At 60.8% G+C, this 18,460-nt stretch carries 12 protein-coding genes; 11 read left to right on the forward strand and 1 reads right to left on the reverse strand.

Annotation, left to right across the window (positions count from 1 at the left end; all coding sequences use genetic code 11):
* Window positions 1–10 precede the first annotated feature (10 nt).
* The 5 genes from NYE40_RS07860 to NYE40_RS07880 all read left to right on the forward strand — a co-directional run bounded on the left by NYE40_RS07860 (window position 11) and on the right by NYE40_RS07880 (window position 5,996).
* Window positions 11–1,528: a sugar ABC transporter ATP-binding protein gene (locus tag NYE40_RS07860; RefSeq protein WP_028599918.1), complete on the forward strand. Its 1,518-nt coding sequence runs from the start codon at window positions 11–13 to the stop codon at window positions 1,526–1,528.
* A gap of 31 nt (window positions 1,529–1,559) precedes the next feature.
* Window positions 1,560–2,603, forward strand: a complete 1,044-nt coding sequence (gene mglC / locus NYE40_RS07865; protein WP_052333458.1) for a galactose/methyl galactoside ABC transporter permease MglC — start codon at window positions 1,560–1,562, stop codon at window positions 2,601–2,603.
* Between the two features lie 1,639 nt (window positions 2,604–4,242).
* The gene (locus tag NYE40_RS07870) at window positions 4,243–5,172 is read left to right on the forward strand and encodes an amidoligase family protein (RefSeq protein WP_164820183.1); all 930 of its coding nucleotides are present in this window, start codon (window positions 4,243–4,245) and stop codon (window positions 5,170–5,172) included.
* Window positions 5,173–5,193: 21 nt separating this feature from the next.
* Window positions 5,194–5,808 carry a hypothetical protein gene (locus NYE40_RS07875; RefSeq protein ID WP_101808818.1) on the forward strand — a complete coding sequence of 205 codons (615 nt, stop codon included), beginning with the start codon at window positions 5,194–5,196 and terminating at the stop codon, window positions 5,806–5,808.
* Complete coding sequence (locus NYE40_RS07880; protein WP_028599915.1) at window positions 5,805–5,996, forward strand: hypothetical protein; 192 nt, start codon at window positions 5,805–5,807, stop codon at window positions 5,994–5,996. The genes NYE40_RS07875 and NYE40_RS07880 overlap by 4 nt, the downstream gene beginning before the upstream one ends.
* Window positions 5,997–6,189: 193 nt before the next feature.
* Here NYE40_RS07880 and NYE40_RS07885 read toward each other — a convergent pair whose 3' ends face one another.
* Window positions 6,190–6,492 (reverse strand): hypothetical protein, encoded by a 303-nt coding sequence (locus NYE40_RS07885; RefSeq protein WP_028599914.1) that lies wholly within the window; start codon window positions 6,490–6,492, stop codon window positions 6,190–6,192.
* A 139-nt stretch (window positions 6,493–6,631) separates the two neighbouring features.
* Here NYE40_RS07885 and NYE40_RS07890 point away from each other — a divergent pair, with 139 nt between their 5' ends.
* The 6 genes from NYE40_RS07890 to NYE40_RS07915 all read left to right on the forward strand — a co-directional run bounded on the left by NYE40_RS07890 (window position 6,632) and on the right by NYE40_RS07915 (window position 18,411).
* The gene (locus tag NYE40_RS07890; RefSeq protein WP_164820182.1) at window positions 6,632–8,149 is read left to right on the forward strand and encodes a vWA domain-containing protein; all 1,518 of its coding nucleotides are present in this window, start codon (window positions 6,632–6,634) and stop codon (window positions 8,147–8,149) included.
* Window positions 8,150–8,331: 182 nt separating this feature from the next.
* Window positions 8,332–11,385, forward strand: a complete 3,054-nt coding sequence (locus NYE40_RS07895) for an ATP-binding protein (RefSeq protein ID WP_101808819.1) — start codon at window positions 8,332–8,334, stop codon at window positions 11,383–11,385.
* Window positions 11,382–12,491 carry a response regulator gene (locus tag NYE40_RS07900; RefSeq protein ID WP_028599911.1) on the forward strand — a complete coding sequence of 370 codons (1,110 nt, stop codon included), beginning with the start codon at window positions 11,382–11,384 and terminating at the stop codon, window positions 12,489–12,491. The genes NYE40_RS07895 and NYE40_RS07900 overlap by 4 nt, the downstream gene beginning before the upstream one ends.
* Window positions 12,492–12,665: 174 nt before the next feature.
* A complete protein-coding gene (locus NYE40_RS07905) occupies window positions 12,666–15,905 on the forward strand; it encodes an S-layer homology domain-containing protein (protein ID WP_028599910.1) in 3,240 nt (1,079 codons plus the stop codon).
* A gap of 366 nt (window positions 15,906–16,271) precedes the next feature.
* The gene (locus NYE40_RS07910; RefSeq protein WP_127464569.1) at window positions 16,272–17,312 is read left to right on the forward strand and encodes a hypothetical protein; all 1,041 of its coding nucleotides are present in this window, start codon (window positions 16,272–16,274) and stop codon (window positions 17,310–17,312) included.
* A gap of 598 nt (window positions 17,313–17,910) precedes the next feature.
* A complete protein-coding gene (locus NYE40_RS07915; protein ID WP_127464568.1) occupies window positions 17,911–18,411 on the forward strand; it encodes a hypothetical protein in 501 nt (166 codons plus the stop codon).
* Window positions 18,412–18,460 lie beyond the last annotated feature (49 nt).

Consider the following 18,460-nt stretch of genomic DNA (forward strand, 5'->3'; position numbering starts at 1 on the left):
GGCGCGAGCGATGAGCTCCCCTTATCGATTGGAGATGCGCGGCATCTCCAAAGCTTTTCCCGGCGTGCAGGCGCTGAGCGGGGTCAGCCTGAACGTGCGCCCCGGCACGGTCCATGCCCTCATGGGCGAGAACGGCGCCGGCAAATCGACGCTCATGAAATGCCTGTTCGGCATCTACAAGCCGGATGAAGGCGAGATCCGTCTCGACGGCGAGCGCGTCGACATCCCGAATTCCAGGGCCGCGCTGTCGCATGGCGTGTCGATGATCCACCAGGAGCTGCATCCGGTGCCGCATCGCAGCGTCATGGAGAACATCTGGCTCGGGCGCTTCCCGCTCAGGGGCATCTGGCCGCTGCGGCTCGTCGACGAGCGCCGCATGCGCCGCGACACGCAGGCGCTGCTGCTCGATCTCGGCCTCGACATCGACCCGCAGGCGCAGGTCGGCAGCCTGTCCGTCTCCAAGATCCAGTCGCTGGAAATCGCCAAGGCGGTGTCGTTCCAATCCAAGGTGATCGTCATGGACGAGCCGACGTCGTCGCTGACCGGCAACGAGGTCGAGCAGCTGTTCGAGATCATCGAGAAGCTGCGCAGGCGCGGCGTCTCGATCATTTACATCTCGCACAAGATGGAGGAGATCCTGCGCATCTCCGACGACGTGACGATCATGCGCGACGGCAAGTACATCGGCACCTGGGAGGCGTCCGAGCTGACGACCGACCTGATCATCAGCCGCATGGTCGGCCGCGATCTGAGCGAGCGCTTCCCCGAGCGCAGCAACACGCCTTCCTCGGTCATCCTGAAGGCCGACGGCCTCACGTCGACGAATCCGATGTCGTTCCAAAACGTCAGCTTCGAGCTGAAGCGCGGCGAGATTCTCGGCGTCGGCGGACTCGTCGGCGCGCAGCGGACCGAGCTGATCGAGGCGCTGTTCGGCCTGCGCCAGCTGAAGTCCGGCACGATCGAGATCGACGGGCGCAAGGTCAGCATCAAGTCGCCGGCCGACGCCAAGAAGCACGGCATCGCGCTGCTGACCGAGGAGCGGCGGACGACGGGCATCTTTCCGGTGCTGTCCGTGTACGAAAATACGATCATCGCCAACCTGGGCCGCTACCGCAGCCGGCTCGGCCTGATCGACGAGCGCAAGGGACGGCGGGAGGCGGCCGACAACGTCGCCAAGTTCCGCACGAAAACGCCGGGCGTGGACACGCAGATCCGCAACCTGTCGGGCGGCAACCAGCAGAAGGTGCTGCTCGCCCGCTGGCTGCTCACCGATCCGGAAATCCTGCTGCTCGACGAGCCGACGCGCGGCATCGACGTCGGCGCCAAGTTCGAGATCTACACGATTATCGCCGAGCTGGCGCGCCAAGGCCGCAGCATCGTCATGATCAGCTCGGAGATGCCGGAGCTGCTCGGCATGTCCGACCGCATCATGGTCATGAGCGAGGGACGGATGACCGGCATCCTCGACGGACGCAAGGCGACGGAGCAGGAAATCATGCGGCTGGCCGCGCAGCAGCGGATGGCTTAGCCAGGAGGGAACAGCATTCATGAGCACTCAAATGAACACGCCGGCGAAAAAGCCGGCCGGCCAGGCGGTCCTGGGCTATCTGAAGCATCTCGTCACCAACCGGGCGATCTTCCTCGTCCTCATCCTGCTCGTCGTCGCGATCGCGATCATGGACCCGACGTTCCTGGCGTACTCGACGCTGCGCGACATCCTGCAGCAGAACTCCACCCGCGCGATCATCGCGCTCGGGGCGGGCTTCGTGCTCATCACCGGCGGCACCGACCTGTCCGCGGGCCGCGTCGTCGGCCTGACGGCGGTCGTCTCCGCCTCGATGCTGCAGGTGGACACCTATGCGGCGAAGTTTTTCCCGAACCTGCCCCAGCTGTGGGTCGGCATCCCGATCGTCGTCGGCATCGTCGCCGGCCTGCTCGTCGGCTGCGTCAACGGCTTCATCATCGCCAAGCTCAAGGTGCCGCCGTTCATCGCCACGCTCGGCACGATGGTCGCCGTGTACGGCATCAACTCGATCTACTTCGACTCCGATCCGAACCAGTCGCAGCCGATCGCCGGCCTGCGACCGGACTTCACCAAGATCGGCACCGGCTCGATCCACTTCGGCGGAGGCTACACGCTTCCGTACATTGTGCTCATCGCCGTCGGCGTCGGCCTGATCTGCTGGGTCGTCTTCAACAAGACGCGCCTCGGCAAAAACATGTACGCGATCGGCGGCAACGTGCAGGCGGCGCATGTGTCGGGCATCAACGTCGCCCGCAACCTGATCTTCATCTACGCGATCGCCGGCGCCCTGTACGGCCTCGGCGGCGTGCTCGAGGCGGCGCGCACCGGCGGCGCGACGAACAACTACGGCAACATGTACGAGCTGGACGCGATCGCGGCCTGCGTCGTCGGCGGCGTGTCGACGGCCGGCGGCATCGGCACCGTGCCGGGCATCATGGCCGGCGTGCTCATCTTCGGCGTCATCAACTACGGCCTCACGTTCATCGGCGTCAGCCCGTACTGGCAGCTCATCATCAAAGGGCTCATCATCGTGGCGGCGGTCTCGTTCGACATCCGCAAATACGTCGCGAAGCGGTAGGCCGCGCGGGCGTGGGGCCAGATGCCCGGCGCAAGGCAGCGCGGCAAAGCTGGGCGCGGCAAAGCCGGGTTGTGCAAGCGCGGGGAAGCGCAAAGCAAGGCTAGTAGACTGGGCGCGGCCATGCAAGGTTGGGCAGGTCAAGGCTAGGTTGGGCAAGACAAGGCTAGGTTGGGCAAGACAATGCAAGGTTGTGCAAGTCTTTGCAACGCAAGGTGAGGCAAATGATCGCAAGGCGAGGAACGGGCAGCTGCCCGCTCCTCGCCTTGCCTTTTTGCGAGTTACAGCGTCTCGCCAGCCCGTCTTCAAGCTGTAACCCGAAAAAATCGGGTTACAGCGGTTCACCAGCCTGTCTTTCAGGCTGTAACCCGAAAAAATCGGGTTACAGCGGTTAACCGGCCCGTCTTTCAAGCTGCAACCCGAAAAAATCGGGTTACAGCGTCTCGCCAGCCCGTCTTTCAGGCTGTAACCCGAAAAAATCGGGTTACAGCGGTTCACCAGCCTGTCTTTCAGGCTGTAACCCGAAAAAATCGGGTTACAGCGTCTCGCCAGCCCGTCTTTTCGACTCTAACCGACACGCCTGCCTACCGGAGTTACTTGATTAGCCTCACAACTCCGACCGTTTCGACCCCCGCTAGCCCGGGTTACTCGGTTTTTCCGCTTAACTCCGACGGGTTCGGCACTCACTTGCTCGAGTTACTCGGTTCTTCCGCGTAACTCCGACTGGTGCAGCCTCCGCTAACCCAAGTTACTCGGTTTTTCCGAGCAACTCCGACGGGTGCGGCACTCACTTGCTCGAGTTACTCGGTTCTTCCACGTAACTCCGACTGGTGCAGCCCCCGCTAACCCAAGTTACTCGGTTTTTCCGAGCAACTCCGACGGGTGCGGCACTCACTTGCTCGAGTTACTCGGTTCTTCCGCGTAACTCCGACTGGTGCAGCCTCCGCTAGCCCGAGTTACTCGGTTTTTCCGAGCAACTCCGCCCGATTCGGCCCCCGCTAGCCCGAGTTACGCGGTTTTTCCGAGCAACTCCAACCGTTTCGGCCTCCGCTCGCTCGAGTTACTCGGTTTTTCCGCGTAACTCCGATGGGTTCGGCCTCCGCTAGCCCGAGACGAGAGAGGCCGACGTCCTTTGGATCGCGCGAGCGATTTCGATACGGGCCCAAGTCGTTGCAGCCTGGGTAAGCTCCAGCAAGTGGGAGCTGCTTTCAGGCTCTTTTCGCAGCGGCCGTTCATGACAAATAATCCTGCTGGATAAGGTGCTAGGTGCGGTCTGGAGGTTATGGTAAACTATTCCCAAACGAACGGCGAGGGAGGAAGGACGATGACGAGAGACAAGGTGCCCCGTTAATCCCGTAAGAAGACCGGAGCAAAAACTGGGGCCGACGTCCGCGTACGCGCCAGATCCGGCTGCAATGTCGGCGCCCGTACAGTCGTCAGAGCTAGCTGCAATGTCGGCGTCCGCACAGGCGATAGAGCCGGCTGCAATGTCGGCGTCCGCACAGGCGTCAGATCCGGCTGCAATGCCGGAATTCGCGCAAACGTCGATGCCGTCGCTCGCGGAGCCGAGCGTGCCCGCGCTCCTCCCTGCGCTTTCCTGTCCGGTCGGAACGGAGGAAACGTAAAAGGGAGGATGGCGAGAATGAGAGAACGGAACGAGTGGAACGTTGCTGACGGAATGGAGGAGCGCTGGCGGGAGCTGCGCTTCGGGCTGGAGATCGAGTTCGTCGGCGGCGAGCCGGAGCGGCTGGAGCTGCTGCCGGGCTGGACGATGGCGCTGGACGAGAAGCAGATCGACGGAGACGGAGAGGCGTCGGGCAGCGAGCTGCAGTCGCCGCCCCTCCGCTGGGAGCAGCTCGATCAAGCGGAGGCGATGCTGGAGCGGCTGAGGCGGCAAGGGGCGCAAGCCAATTGGAGCTGCGGCCTGCATGTGCATGTAGGGCTGGAGCCGTTCGGCGAAGCCGCGCTCCCCGCGCTGCTGGAGGCGGCGCTGAGCTCGCAGGAAGCGCTTAGCTCTCTGCTCGGCACGAGCCCGCATCGCCGCTTTTATGCGCCGCCGATCACGGCGGAGATGGCGGAGGCTTTCCGCGCCAGCGGCGATCTGGCGGCGCTGAGGCGCAGCGGACGGCCGCAGTCCCATCGCTGCGGCATCAATCTGAGGCCGTGGAGCGAGATCGGCACCGTCGAGATCCGCTACGCGAACGGAACGCTCGAGGCGGCCGAGGTCAGGCGCGTCGTCGAGCTCTGCCTGCGGTTCGTGGACGGCGCCTGCAGAGGGCAACGCCTGCCGGATGAGCCGGCGGCTTTGGCCGCCGCGCTCGGCGCGCCGTCCGGCGGTTACCCGCCGCGCGCCGATCCGCCTCGCTGGCATCGCGAGCGGATCGCGCTCGAGAACGCCCTGCTGCCGCAGCTTACGGCACAGGCGGCGGAGCTCGTGCCCGGCGGCGAGATCCATCACATCGTCGCTGCGGACGGCGGCGTCATGGTAGCGGTCGAGGATGAAGAAGGCTCGCTGCATCGGTTCCGCTGTGCGCTTGCCGCCGGCGGACTGGAGCCGCTGGGCGACGGATAATCAGGAGGGAGTGGAGTCCGGATGGAAAGGGAACTTCAGGAAATTCAGGTCAGGCTGGCCGCAGAGCTGGCTGCCGCGCTGCAGGAGCGCAGGCTGCCGCTGGCTCCGGACGGGAATCCGATCGTCGAGGAGCGCGAGCGGCGTCTCGACCGGGAGGCGGCGCGGCTGCTGGAGCTGCGTGAGCGCCGGATCGGGGAGGAGGAGTCGAGGCTGCGGCTGCTGGCGCTCGTATCGGGCCTGCATTTGCGCAACGGCAGCTTGAACCGCTCGCATGAGCTGTCGCAGGAGCTGGACGGTCCCGACGGCAGCTATCTGCACGGGATGATGCACCGGATGGAAGGGGACTTTTCCAACGCGAAGTATTGGTTCCGGCTCGCCGGCCCGCATCCCCGCGCCGAGACCTGGCGCCGCCGGACCGAGCAGCTGCTCGACGGCACGCCGGATGCGGAGCCGGCTCTCGCCCGCCGGCTGCGCCGCGAGCCGGGCGTGGACCCGGCGCTGCTGACGGACCTGGCGGCCGCCTCCGCGCTGACCGGCCATGCCGGAGCGGATACGCCGCTGCTGGAGCGGGTTCAGGAGCTGGAGCTGGAGCTGCTGCTGGAGGCGCTGGCTGAAGTCGGCGAAGACCGGTCATGAGCGAAGGAATGCTGCCGGTCGTGTGGCTGCTGATCGCCGTCGCGCTCATGGCCCAGCCGGTCTACCGTCTGACCCGGCGCATCCGCGAGCTGGAGGACAAAGTGCGGGAGCTCGAGGCGGAGGTCCGCTCTCCGAGCCGGAGACGGAACAACCTGCGCGTGCTCGACGGGGGAGACAAGGAGAGCTGATGCATGTCAGGCCTTGCCTGCCCGGGAGCGGCCGCATTTTTGAAAAGGGGCGGTTCCAAAGGTCGTTTTCATTGACCTTCGGAACCGCCCCTGCTTTTTCAACATGCAAGAGGCAGCCGGCGCGCCGCGAGCGACGTGCCGGCTGCCTCTTGCTTGGAATCGCGGTCGGCCCGGAGCCGCGCCGGCCTCCGGCCTAAACGCCGATCAGCTCGCCGTCGCCGCGCAGCGCGGCGGCCCGATGGAGCTTGTTCGCATGGAAGTAAGCCGTTCCTTCCAGCCTGCGGCCGTCCTTCGTCAGCGCGGACACCTCGACGCCGATGTCCGATGCCGTATAGAAATAGTCCAGCAGCTCGCTGTCGGCCACTCCGTTCACGTCGATATACCACAGCCTCGAGCCGGCGTCCGTGACGAGCGCCAGCTCGGCCGATTCCATCTCCAGCTCTTTCGTCCAGCCGCCATGAGTCAGCGTCAACAGCAGCAGCGGATACGTTTCCATGTCGATTTCTCTCCCGTCTGCTCCTGATTGTACCTGCGGCACTGCCGCGATGCAACCTTTCGGAGCGGGCGTCCGTCCATCACAGCAAGATCCAGAATTGGGTCTTGATCCCACAGGAAAGCAACCGGGGGCGATGAGCATGAAAAAGAGAAACGACGAGCCGTCGGGCACGGAAACGAACCGGCAGCCTGCGCCAGAGAGCGGCCGAGGACTCCGATGGACCAAGATCGGTCCGCGGCTGAAGCTGGCCACGGCCAGCCTGCTGATCGCGGCGCTGCTGACCGGCTGCGGCGCGGCGGATGAAGGGGCGGTCCCGGGGAGCGGGGAAGCTTCTGCAGGCGGAGCCGCCGCCGTAGACGCGGCCAGCCGGGAGTCCGTCGCCGGCGCGCCGCAGAAGAGCGCGGCGGAAGAGGCTTCGTCCGGCGCTGCCGCGGCGCAAGGGAGCGAGGAGCCCTCTGCGGCTGACGCATCCGCCGCAGCATCCGCCGCAGAAAGCGCTGAGCTCCAGCATTCGGACGCCATGCCTCCAAAGGCAGAGCCGCGGCAAATGCCCGAACCGCAAGCCGGCATGCTGACGGCAGGAGAATGGGACGATCTCGGCGCGTGGAGCCGCTGGACGGAGCTGATTCAGGACAGTCCTTATCCGGCTGCCTGGGGCTTCGCCCCCTATCGCCGCCTGACGGTGCAGGCGACGGCCAAAGGCAAGCCGGCACGGGACGTCGAGGTCATCCTGCAATGCGGCGGCAAGCGGGAATGGACGGCTCGCACCGACGGCAAGGGACAGGCGACGCTGTTCGCGGGACTGCTCGAGTCGCGAAGCCGGCAGGACGTGGAGCTGCAAAACGAGCCGGCTGCTTCGAGCGAGCAGCAGGGAGGCTCAAAAGATCAGGCCGCCGCGCCTCAGGACTGCTCGGTCCAAATCGACGGGGGGAACGGACTTCTCGTACGAGAAGCGGAAGCGAAGGATTGGGCGGGGCGGGTCATGAAGCTTGAGACCGACCGGGAAGCGGCGCAGCCGGACGCCGTGCTCGACCTGCTGCTCATGATCGATACGACCGGGTCGATGGCCGACGAGCTGAGCTATCTATCGACCGAGCTGACGAACGTCGTCTCCCGCGTCAAGAAAAACATCGGGCAGAACCTGACCGTCCGGATCAGCCCGAACTTCTACCGCGACCACAACGACGAGTATGTCGTGCGGTCGTTCCCGTTCCTCGAGGACGCCGTCAAGGCGCAGGCGCATATCGCCCGGCAGGAGGCCGACGGCGGACAGGACTACCCGGAGGCGGTCGCCGAGGCGCTGACCGATGCCGTGCTGGAGCATGACTGGAGCCGCAGCGCGAGGGCGAGGCTGATGCTGCTCGTGCTCGACGCTCCGCCCCACCAAGGACTTCGGGAGCGCGAAAGCATCCAGCATGCGGCCGCCGAGGCGGCGAAGCAGGGCATCCGCATCGTGCCGGTCGCCGCGAGCGGCACCGACCTGGAGACGGAGCTGCTTCTGCGCACGCTCGCCGTCTCGACCGGCGGCAGCTACGTGTTCCTGACCGACGACAGCGGCATCGGCAACGGCCATAAGCAGCCGGAGGGCGTCGAGCCGCAGATCATGCCGCTGAACGATCTGCTCGTCGATCTGATCAGCCGGCACGCGGAGGGCTGAGCCCGCCTGCATCCGCCCGATCCTCCCTTCCCGCAACAGCAACAGCAACAGCCCGCTTCCGGCATCCGCCGGAGCCGGGCTGTTCAGCATTTCCATCGATTATTCCGATAATGAACTAGCGGCTATCCTCCTCGTGAGGGAACGATTCACGCCGTCCGATCAGCCATCAGGAAGGAATCGACATGAAGAACCAACTGCTCCTGCTCGTCGGCTTGGTCCTGATTTTCGCGGCCGCCGCTACCATCGTCGTCTACTACTGGCTCCATCCCGTCGAAAACTATCCGCAAGCGCGAGCAGGCGTCCTCGACGCCCGCGATTGGGATTTTACGGAGCAAGGCGTCATCCCGCTGCAGGGAGAATGGGAATTTTATGAAGACAGGCTTCTAACGCCGGCCGATTTCGCTCAGAGCGAAAAGGAGCTGCAAAGCGAACGAAGCCTGCTGAACGTGCCCGGCAACTGGAACTCGGCGGACGGCTTCGGCGCGGGAACGTACCGGCTCCGAATCGAGGTGAGCGAGCCGGGATATTACAGCGTGAGAGCAAAAAAGATCCGCCTGTCCAGCCGCATTTACGCGGCGGGGGACGAGCTTGGAGGCAGCGGAACGCCCGCTGCGGACCCGAGCCGCTTCGTGCCGAGCAATCTGCCCGTCCTGGGGACGGTCAAGGCGGAGAGCCGCACGATCGACATCGTCATCCAGGTGGCCAGCTACCGGTATTTGCCGGGCGGACTCGTGCAGCCGCCGGAGTTCGGGCGGGCGGAGGAGGTGGCGGCCAGGCGAGACGTCTCGCGCATGGGCGACATGATTCTCGTCACGGCCCTGCTCGTCTTCGGCCTTTATTTCGCCGGCATGTTCAGGCAATGGAGGCGCGAGCCTTACCTGCTCTACTTCAGCCTGTTCTGCCTCTCGCTCGGCCTGTTCTTCAGCATCGACAACGAGATCGTGCTCGCGTCGCTGCTTCCGTCGATCTCGTTCCCGGCGCTGCAGAAGCTGCTCTTCATCGTGCCGTCGCTGTCGATCCTGTTCTTCATCCATTACGTCCGGCTGTATTTGGACGACAAGCCCGGCAGGGGGCTCAAGGCGTTCCTGGGAGCGAGCTACGGCTTTCTGGCCGTGCTCATCTTCATTCCCAACGAGGGGCTCGTTCCGCTCCTGTGGCCCGGCATCCTCATGCAGACGCTCTCGTTCGTCTTCATCTTCACGTCGATCTTTCGCAAGCGCCATCTCGGCGCAAGGGTCTATTCCATCCTGCTCGGGACCTTTTTCCTCATCATCAGCTGGGTGTTCGCGCAGACGCGCTATCAGCTGGCGCTGGACAGTCCCTACTACATGGTCGTCACGCTGCTGCTCGTCGTGCTGTCCCAATCGTTCCTGATGTCGGACCGGCTGCGCTCCGCCTTTGTGCAGAGCGAGCGGCTCTCTCGGAGGCTGCTGATCCAGGATCGGCAAAAGGATGAGTTCCTTGCCAAGACGTCGCATGAGCTGAGGACGCCTCTGCACGGCATCGTGAACCTGTCCCAGTCGCTGCTGGACCAGGCCGAGACTCCGCTCCAAGCGGAGCATCGCGACAACATCCTGCTGCTGAATCGGCTCGGGAGGAGGCTCGCCGGCCTGGTGGGCGACATCCTCGATCTGAATCGGATCCGCTACGGGGAGCTGCGGGTGCAGCTGAGGCCGGTCGACATGCGGGTCTCCGCCGAATTCGTCTGGGAGACGCTGGCGATCGCATCGGTCAATCCGGGCATTCGGCTGCGCAACGAGCTGCCGGCGGAGCTGCCTCTCGTCCTGGCGGACGAGAATCGGCTGCGCCAGATTTTGCACAATCTGCTCGAAAACGGGCTGAAATACACGGAGCGCGGCACGGTGTCGCTCTCGGCCGCACGGCAGGGAGACATGCTGGCGGTGACGGTCAGCGACACGGGCCGTGGAATTCCCCCGGAGCTGCGGGAGGAGCTGTTCCAGCCGTTCGTCCATGGCCGCGAATCGGGGGCGGGCTCGCGCGAGGGCATCGGACTGGGGTTGAGCATCGCCCGGCAGCTGGTGGAGCTGCAGGGCGGCGCCATGTCGCTGGAGTCCGAGGTCGGACGAGGATCCAGGTTCACGTTCACGCTGCCGGTGGCCGATGCCGGGGAGCGGCCCGCCGCGGCTGCCGCAGCGCCCTCCTCCGCTATGCGGGCGGAAGGGAGCGAAGCGCGGCACGGCGCTTCGGCGCTGCATCCGATGCGCTTGGGCGAGGGCGGCGGCTCCACAGCAGCCCTGCACATTCTGATCGTCGACGACGAGCCGTCCAATCTGAAAGTGGCGCTGGACGCGGTCGCCTCGCTCGGACATCGCTTCACGGCGGTCAGCAGCGGAGCGGAAGCGCTTGAGGCGCTGCGGCGCCGGCAGCCGGATCTCGTGCTGCTCGACCTGATGATGCCCGGCGTGTCCGGACTGGACGTCTGCCGGGAGATCCGGTCGCTGCACGGGCTGTCCGAGCTTCCTGTGCTCATGCTCACCGCGTCCGGCCAGACCGCAGACATTGTGGCCGCCTTTGCCGCCGGCGCCAACGACATTCTGCACAAGCCGTTCGAGCTGGCGGAGCTGAAGGCCCGCGTCCAGTCGCTGCTGGCGATGAAAAGCTCCTCGGAGCAGGCGGTGCGCCGGGAGATGGACTTCCTGCAGGCCCAGATCACCCCTCATTTCCTGTACAACACGTTGAATGCCCTGATCGGGCTGAGCTACAAGGACGTGGACAAGCTGCGCGAGACGATCGAGCATCTGACGACCTATTTGCGCGCCAAGTTTACGTTTGTCCTGGCCGAAGCGGTCCCGCTGGAGCGGGAGCTGGAGCTGGCGCGGGCTTATCTGGCGATCGAGCAGCTGCGCTTCGGCCCGCGGCTGCAGGTGGAATGCGTCGTCGACGAAGGAGCGCGCGCGCTCCTGCCGCCGCTGACCTTGCAGCCGATCGTGGAGAATGCCGTCCGCCACGGCATCGGGCCCAAGCCCGAGGGCGGCACGGTGACGGTCTCGATCCGCAGCATCCCGGTTGGGGTCGAGATCCGGGTCGAGGATGACGGAGTCGGCATGGACGAGGCGATGCTGGCCAGGCTGGAGGCCGGGCAGGCCGGCGGCATCGGCATCGGCAATGTCAACCGCCGGCTGCAGATGAGGTATGGGCGCAAGCTGGACATCGCCAGCCGCCCGGGGGCGGGGACTCGAATGACGATGATCGTGACGAAGGAGGAGCGCGCATGAGGGCGATTTTGATCGACGATGAAGAAATAGCGCTCGATGTCCTGGAAATCAAGCTGAACGAGGCGGGCGGAGTGGATGTCGTCGGCAAGTTCCAGCGCGTGGCGGACGCGATCTCGCAGTGCGGCGCGCTGCAGCCCGAGCTTCTCTTCCTGGATATCGAGATGCCCGGCATGAACGGGCTTGAAGCCGCCGCGGCGCTGCGCGCCGTCTGCCCGGACGCCGAGGTGATCTATGTGACGGCCTACCACCATTATGCGGTGGATGCGTTCGGCACGGAGGCGATCGGCTATCTGCTCAAGCCCGTCGCCAAAGACAAGCTGCTTCAGGCGCTGTCGCGCTACGAGAGCCTGCGGGACCGGCTGCGCGATCGCAGCGGCGCCGGTCAGGAGCCGAGCGGCGCGACGACAGGGAGGACCGGGACCGGGCAAGCCAGTCCGCTCGACCTCGTCCCGCCGCCGGATTCGCCGACGCTGTCGCTGAAGGTGCTGGGCAGCATGGAGCTGTACGGCGGAGGCGGCCGCCTGCTCACCTGGCGCACCCGCAAGACCAAGGAGCTGTTCGCCTACCTCTGGCATCATCGCGGCCGACCGGTCTACAAATATGCCATCCTGGAGCATCTGTGGCCGGACGATTCCGCGGAGCGGGCGCAGAAGCTGCTGCATACGTCGCTCTATTATTTGCGGAGCCTGCTGAAGGCGGAGGGCTGCGGGGAGATCGTCCATTATGGAGACGAGCGGTATTGGCTGGACGCGGGCGGCATCCGCAGCGATCTGGAGGAGCTGCTGGAGCGGTCGAAGACCGGCTTGGAAGGGGAGGCCGGACAGGACGCGGCGGGGCTCTACCGGGGCGACTACCTGGAGACGGAGCATTACCCGTGGGCGGACGCGTACCGGATCGAGCTGCGCTCCTCGTTCACGGCGGCGCTGAGAGCCGGCCTGGTCCAAGCCGGCTCCGCGCAGCGGCTGGCGCTGCTCGGCAAGCTGATCGAGCTGGAGCCGGAGCATGGCCCGTATTACGACCTGCTGGCCGAGTCGCAGGAGCAGATGGGACATTGGAGCGGCGCGCGCCAGGCGCTGGCGCTCAAGGAACGGATGGGACGGGAGTAAGGCTGGCCGGCCGGGACGAGCAAAGGCCGGCTGCAGCAGGAAACGGCTGTCGAAGCATCATTCGACAGCCGTTTTTGTCGTTTTTTGGCGAGATTGTTGTGAAAGTGTTGAGAATCGCCCTGCTACACTGGACGAGGCGGAACGCAATCACTCAAGGACAAGGTGGGAATACGAATGAAAAAATGGGGATCGCTTCTCCTCGTCATCGCGATGCTCTTCACCGCCGTGCCGACGGCATTCGGTGCCGTCCGCACGGGCTGGGACCTGAAAAGTCCTCGCGGCATCGCGACGGACAGCAGCGGACGCATCTATGTCGCGGATATAGGCAATCATCGAATTCAGGTCTTCAACGAAAACGAGAGCTTGTCGATGACGCTGGGCGAAACGGGGATCAGAGGGGCGGACAACGCCCATCTGGATACGCCGACGACGGTAGCAGTCGATGCTGCGACGGGAGAAATCTATGTAACGGATACTTCCAACAAGCGCATCCAGGTGTACAGCAGCCAAGGAAGCTATCTCCGCAGCCTTGCTCTTCCAGCCAGCGCAGTGTCGGAGTCTGTCGCGCTGGACGGCCTAGGACATGTCTTCGTGACGGACCACAACAACATGATCTACCGCTTTAATACGGACGGAAGCGGCTATAAGCAGCTCTTCGGCTATCCCGATGTAGACTACAGGCCGCTAGGAATCGCGGCGGATTCCAAGGGAACGTTATACATCTCCCAAGTATTGAGAAACACGATAGTGGTATACACATACAATAAAAGTCAGGACAAGTACACGTATCAGAAGACGATCGGTGAGAAGGACAAACCGGGCACGGACAACATGCATTTCAATCAGCCTTGGGGCGCGCATGTCGACCGCGACGATCGCCTTTATATCGCCGACGGCGGCAACAAGCGGGTGCAGGTGTATAACAGCGACGGCAGTTATCACATGACGTTGACAGCCCCGAGTCTGACCTCCCCTTACCATGTGGCGACAGACCGAAACGGCACCATCTATGTCAGCGACAACCATAGGTCGATCCTGATGTTCGACGCGCAGGGGCAGTTCGTGAAGACGCTCGGCCAGAACACCGTTCCGGTATTCGAGGGCAGCCAGACGGCGCTTGCGGTCGCGCAGGACTCTTCGCCGACGGATGTCAGATCCTTGCTGAAGGTCACGGACAGCGACAGCGGGCAGACGCTGAGCTGGACGCTGACGACAGCGCCGACTCATGGAGCCGTCAGCCTCGGCCAAGGCGTCGCTGCCAGCGGAGGCTCCGGGCTGACGCCGGCCGATGCGATCGAATACGAGCCGGCTGCAGGCTATTTCGGCACGGACCCGTTCACGGTCACGGTCAGCGACGGAGCGGGAGGCTCGGCTGCCCGCACGATCAACGTCACGGTGAGCCGGAAGGCGGCCGCGCCGACAGCCGATCCGGCCAGCGGCTCCGTCGTGGCGGACGGCAGCGGCATCGCTCTTTCGACGACGACGCCGGGCGCGTCCATCTACTATACGACCGACGGCACGGAGCCGACGACGGCCAGCGCCGCCGGCACGGCAGTCGCCGTCAGCGGCGCTCCCGGCGAGACCGTGACGGTGAAGGCGTTCGCGGCAGGGCCGAATCTGCTCGACAGCGACGTCGTGACGTTCTCGTATGTCATCGAGACGCCGAAGTCGAGCAATGCCGATCTGCAAAGCCTGTCGCTGTCGGCAGGAGACTTGAGCCCGGCCTTCTCGAGCGGCACGACCCGGTACTCGGCCAGCGTGGCCAGCGAGATCTCCAGCTTGACGGTCACGCCGAGCGTGGCGGATGCGGTGTACGGCACCGTAGCCGTCAGCGTGTATGATGGAACGGGCAAGCTGACGGGCGGACCTCATGCCTTGAGCGGAGGGGGAGCCTCGCCCGCGCTGCCTCTGGCGGCAGGCGACAACGTCATCGAGATCCGGGTGAGCGCGCAGGACGGCAGCATGCTCATCTATACGGTGAGCGTGCAGAGAGCGCAAGCAACGGAAACGCCGCAGCCGGAACAGCCGACGGAGGAGCCGACGCCGACGCCAACGCCGGTGGAATCATCGACTCCGACCCCGACTCCGGTCGAAACGCCGACGCCGACACCGACAGCGACGCCGACACCGACAGCGACGCCGACGGCCTCTCCCGGCCTGAGCATGACGGTGAACGGCCAGCCGAAGGGGCAGCTCGTGCAGGCGGCGACGGAGCAGACGAACGGCCAGACGATTCTCGTCGCGTCCGTCAACCGCGCGCAGCTGCTGGAGCAGCTGGCGGCTGCGGCTGACGGGGCCGTAATGGCGATCCCCGCCGCGAACGAGCCGGTCGACGGCGTATCCGTCCGCCTGACCGGCGATGTCGTCCAGGCGATGGCCGCCCGCAAGGCGCAGCTGCAGGTGCAGGCGCCGAGCGGCACCTACGCGCTGCCGGCGGGACAGATCGACATCGCGAGCCTGGCGGCGCGGCTTGGCGCTGCGGACCGCCTGTCGGAGATCCTGCTGCGGATCGACGTCGTCCAAAGCGATGCGGCGACAGCCGAGCTGGCGCGGCAAGCCGGCCTTCGTCAAGGCTTCCACGTCGCCGCGGCGCCGGTGACGTTCGAGGCGGCGGCTGCCTTTGACGGCAAAAGCGTCGCGATCGACCGCTTCAGCTCTTATGTGAAGCGCGAGCTGCCGCTGCCGCAAGGCGCGGATCCGGCCAAGATCACGACCGCTGTCGTCATCGGCAAGGACGGTACGGTCCGGCATGTGCCGACCTTCATCGAGATGCGGGACGGGGCGCAATACGCGATTGTCAACAGCTTGACGAACAGCGCCTACGCGCTCGTCTACCATCCCGCCGCCTTCGCCGATGTCGCAGGGCATTGGGCGGAGCCGGCCGTGAACGACCTGGCCTCGCGGATGGTCGTCAGCGGCGTTGACGCCGAGCATTACCGTCCGGATGCGGCCGTCACCCGCGCCGAGATCGCCTCGATCCTCGTGCGTGCGCTTGGCCTCGCTCCGAGCTCCGCCGCTTCGCCGTTCGCCGATGTCGACGCAGCGGTCTGGCATGCGGGCTCGATCGCGGCGGCGCAGGCGTACGGCCTCGTCCAGGGCGACGGGCACGGCTCGTTCAACCCGAGCCGCAGCGTGACCCGCGAGGAGGCTCTGACGATGCTGGCCCGAGCGATGGCGATCGCAGGCATGGACGCCAGCGGTGCAGGCGCCGATTCCCTGGCTGCGCACCGGGATGGCGGCCAGGTCAGCCTATGGGCGCAGGATGCGTTCGCGGCCGCTTTGCGCCATGGACTGGTCCAAGGCTCGGGCAAGGGGCTGGAGCCGAAGCGGCCGATCACCCGCGCCGAGACGGCTGCGCTCGTGCAGCGGCTGCTCATCGCCGCCGGCTTGATTGACCAAGCCGGCTCCAAGTAGCAAAAGCAAAAAGGCTGTTCCCCTCGATGCCGGTCATGAAGCCGGATCGTACGGGACAGCCTTTTTTTCGTTTTCCTGAAGTCAACTTTTTAATGTGAAATGGACCTGTCCACATTAAATCGACAGTCACTAAAGGTAACTAAGTCTTTCTAGACTGATGCAAGGCACCTCAAGCCAAGAGCTTTCGAAGAATCAAGCTGCCGATTATGCATATTCCAGTATTCTTTGGTACCAAAGTCTTGTTAATTTATTTTAAGGATATATCAACAGCTATTATTACCTATTATTGGATTGGTTCTTTTGTCCCTGTTTTTTTTGGTTTAAAATGTTAATATTAATAATATCCCAAATAAAAGGAGATATACCATGAAGGTGAAGGGTAAGCTCTTAATAGTAGCTAGTCTAGTTTCTATCACTACAAGTTTTAGTGGTATTAGTAATGCGGCGACAAGCGAAGACATAGTTTCATTAGAACCAAGGGAGCAAGTGAATTCTGTTAATTTATATTCGCAAGAAATACCTGCTAGAAACAAAATGATTAGTGATTTAATGGCAGAGAGAGCGATAGTTTTAGCTGAAGAGAAACCAGGGTTTTTAATGGAATGGAACCGTCTTGGAAATGAGATGCAGAAATTAGGTGTGGAATTCTTAAGCAATCAAGAAGTGAAAATGAAAATTAATAATTTGTCTAATTATGACAGAATAAGTCCGTATGTGGTCATACCATCTCAATCGAATATTGCTTGGACTAGTTATCGCGAAAATTGGGTTAAAGATGGGATAACTTATGAAGTACAGCATCTTACAGCAGAAGCTAACAGTCAAAACTCTAGTCTAAAAGGAGCCAATGGAAAAATAATTCAGTCAGATAATTCCTTTCAAGCTGGAGCGACGAATTTAGCTGCAACAGTAGCTAAAGATGCTGCTAAAACAATTAGTCTACCGATAAATATCGGATTAACCGTTTATGATTATGTGAAAGATTTCGTTACTGATTCTAATTTTTCGAAAACTACAGTTATTGAAAATATTTCGGTAAACTACTCTTATCTTTGGTATGAGAATGTCGATTTTATGTATGTGAAAAAAGTTGGACAATCAGATAACCAGCAAATAATGAGCTTTGTTTCATCTTCAATGGCAGGGACACTATCATGGAATACGCTCTCATTCAATTATAAGAAATCGACCGGTGCTGTGGAAAGTGCTCAAATCGGTATGGGTTCAAGAACATATGATTTAAGGCCTGATAATCATAGAAATGGTTCCGCTGCTATAGCTGCTTATTTAAGCCCTTATGCACCAAAAAATGCTTATTTATTTTCCCTTGAAATGAGAACCATTCAAAATAAGCTAGCCACTACAATTCACGGAACTAATCCAAGTGTCCCAGGTTCGATTACTTAGTTCTTAAAGGTCCTCTAAAGAGAGGGCCTTTTAACGCATTATAAAGACTAATTTTTCGTTGTAGAAAAGTGAAGCTTAAAATCAGTTGTTAATTATGCTACACTTAGAATAAGGAACATTCTCTCAAATCTACTTCCTTTAAGTGGGTTTTTATCTATTGAATTTTTTCTGGAAAAGTTGCGGATAAATTAAATCAGAGTTTCTTCTGCTTTACCGAATAATTAATAAAAAGTTCTTGAGAAGAGAAGTTGACTCTGGCAATGAAATTTTGAAACCTTTATACGAATTTAATAAGACTTGTGAAGCACGACATTGTTTACGACACCATGCTTCATTTATCTCAAAACCGCTTAACAGCATTGGGATTGAACTCTCGGACTCTGTTTAAACGATTAAATTAAAAATTGCATTCGTAAAGGAGTTTTGATACTTGGAATAGTGATAACGTACGTTATCCAATTAATCAAGGCTTTTCTTGTCGAATACCCATTACAATGCTTTCAAGCGAGATCCAATTTTACTATTTATAAAAAGAATATTTTTAAAATTTTATATTATCTCATTTAAACGAAATTTTTTTTAAAAAAGGATGATTAATTTGAAATATAAGAAATCCCTTTTCGTTACCGTTGTAATTGTTCTTTTTTTTGTTTTCTTTAAATTCTCGGAAAATATAGATGTTAAACGAGATGCAATAGTTATGGATTCGGAAAACTCATCTTTTTTTAGTAAAACAAAAATTCACATCAAAGGAGATTTGAAATATTCTCTATTTGGTAAGTCAACATTTAAAGGGAATATTCTTATTGACTCTTATAATGAATCAAAGACTAATCAAACCGAATTAATAATAACTAAAGAAAAAGATGGAGTACGAATGGCTTCATTAATGTATTTAAGTCCAAAAAAACCGTTTAGCATAGTGTCTTCGAATGTCATTTGGTTTGACAAAAAATTTCATAAAATAAATGTTTGGATTAATGATGAGGATGAGAGTAGCAATTATTTTGTTGTTACGGGATCAAGTGAGGAGGAAGCATTAAGTATTCAAAACGAGCTAAGAACTAGATTTGGAGAAAAATTATTTATGCCGAAATAGTTCTTTGAAAATTCGAAACGAATATTTTAAGTCGAACAATCGCAATTTA

The organism is Paenibacillus sp. FSL W8-1187 (assembly GCF_037965485.1).
GTDB classification, from domain to species: Bacteria; Bacillota; Bacilli; order Paenibacillales; family Paenibacillaceae; genus Paenibacillus_O; species Paenibacillus_O pasadenensis.

What these genes read in the sequence shown, in the direction of transcription:
- NYE40_RS07860 (WP_028599918.1), top strand. Translation starts at nt 11, where the DNA reads ATGAGCTCCCCTTATCGATTGGAGATGCGCGGCATCTCCAAAGCTTTT.
- NYE40_RS07890 (WP_164820182.1), top strand. Translation starts at nt 6,632, where the DNA reads ATGAAAAAGAGAAACGACGAGCCGTCGGGCACGGAAACGAACCGGCAG.
- NYE40_RS07880 (WP_028599915.1), top strand. Translation starts at nt 5,805, where the DNA reads ATGAGCGAAGGAATGCTGCCGGTCGTGTGGCTGCTGATCGCCGTCGCG.
- mglC (WP_052333458.1), top strand. Translation starts at nt 1,560, where the DNA reads ATGAACACGCCGGCGAAAAAGCCGGCCGGCCAGGCGGTCCTGGGCTAT.
- NYE40_RS07870 (WP_164820183.1), top strand. Translation starts at nt 4,243, where the DNA reads ATGAGAGAACGGAACGAGTGGAACGTTGCTGACGGAATGGAGGAGCGC.
- NYE40_RS07910 (WP_127464569.1), top strand. Translation starts at nt 16,272, where the DNA reads ATGAAGGTGAAGGGTAAGCTCTTAATAGTAGCTAGTCTAGTTTCTATC.
- NYE40_RS07885 (WP_028599914.1), bottom strand. Translation starts at nt 6,492, where the DNA reads ATGGAAACGTATCCGCTGCTGCTGTTGACGCTGACTCATGGCGGCTGG.
- NYE40_RS07895 (WP_101808819.1), top strand. Translation starts at nt 8,332, where the DNA reads ATGAAGAACCAACTGCTCCTGCTCGTCGGCTTGGTCCTGATTTTCGCG.
- NYE40_RS07900 (WP_028599911.1), top strand. Translation starts at nt 11,382, where the DNA reads ATGAGGGCGATTTTGATCGACGATGAAGAAATAGCGCTCGATGTCCTG.
- NYE40_RS07905 (WP_028599910.1), top strand. Translation starts at nt 12,666, where the DNA reads ATGAAAAAATGGGGATCGCTTCTCCTCGTCATCGCGATGCTCTTCACC.
- NYE40_RS07875 (WP_101808818.1), top strand. Translation starts at nt 5,194, where the DNA reads ATGGAAAGGGAACTTCAGGAAATTCAGGTCAGGCTGGCCGCAGAGCTG.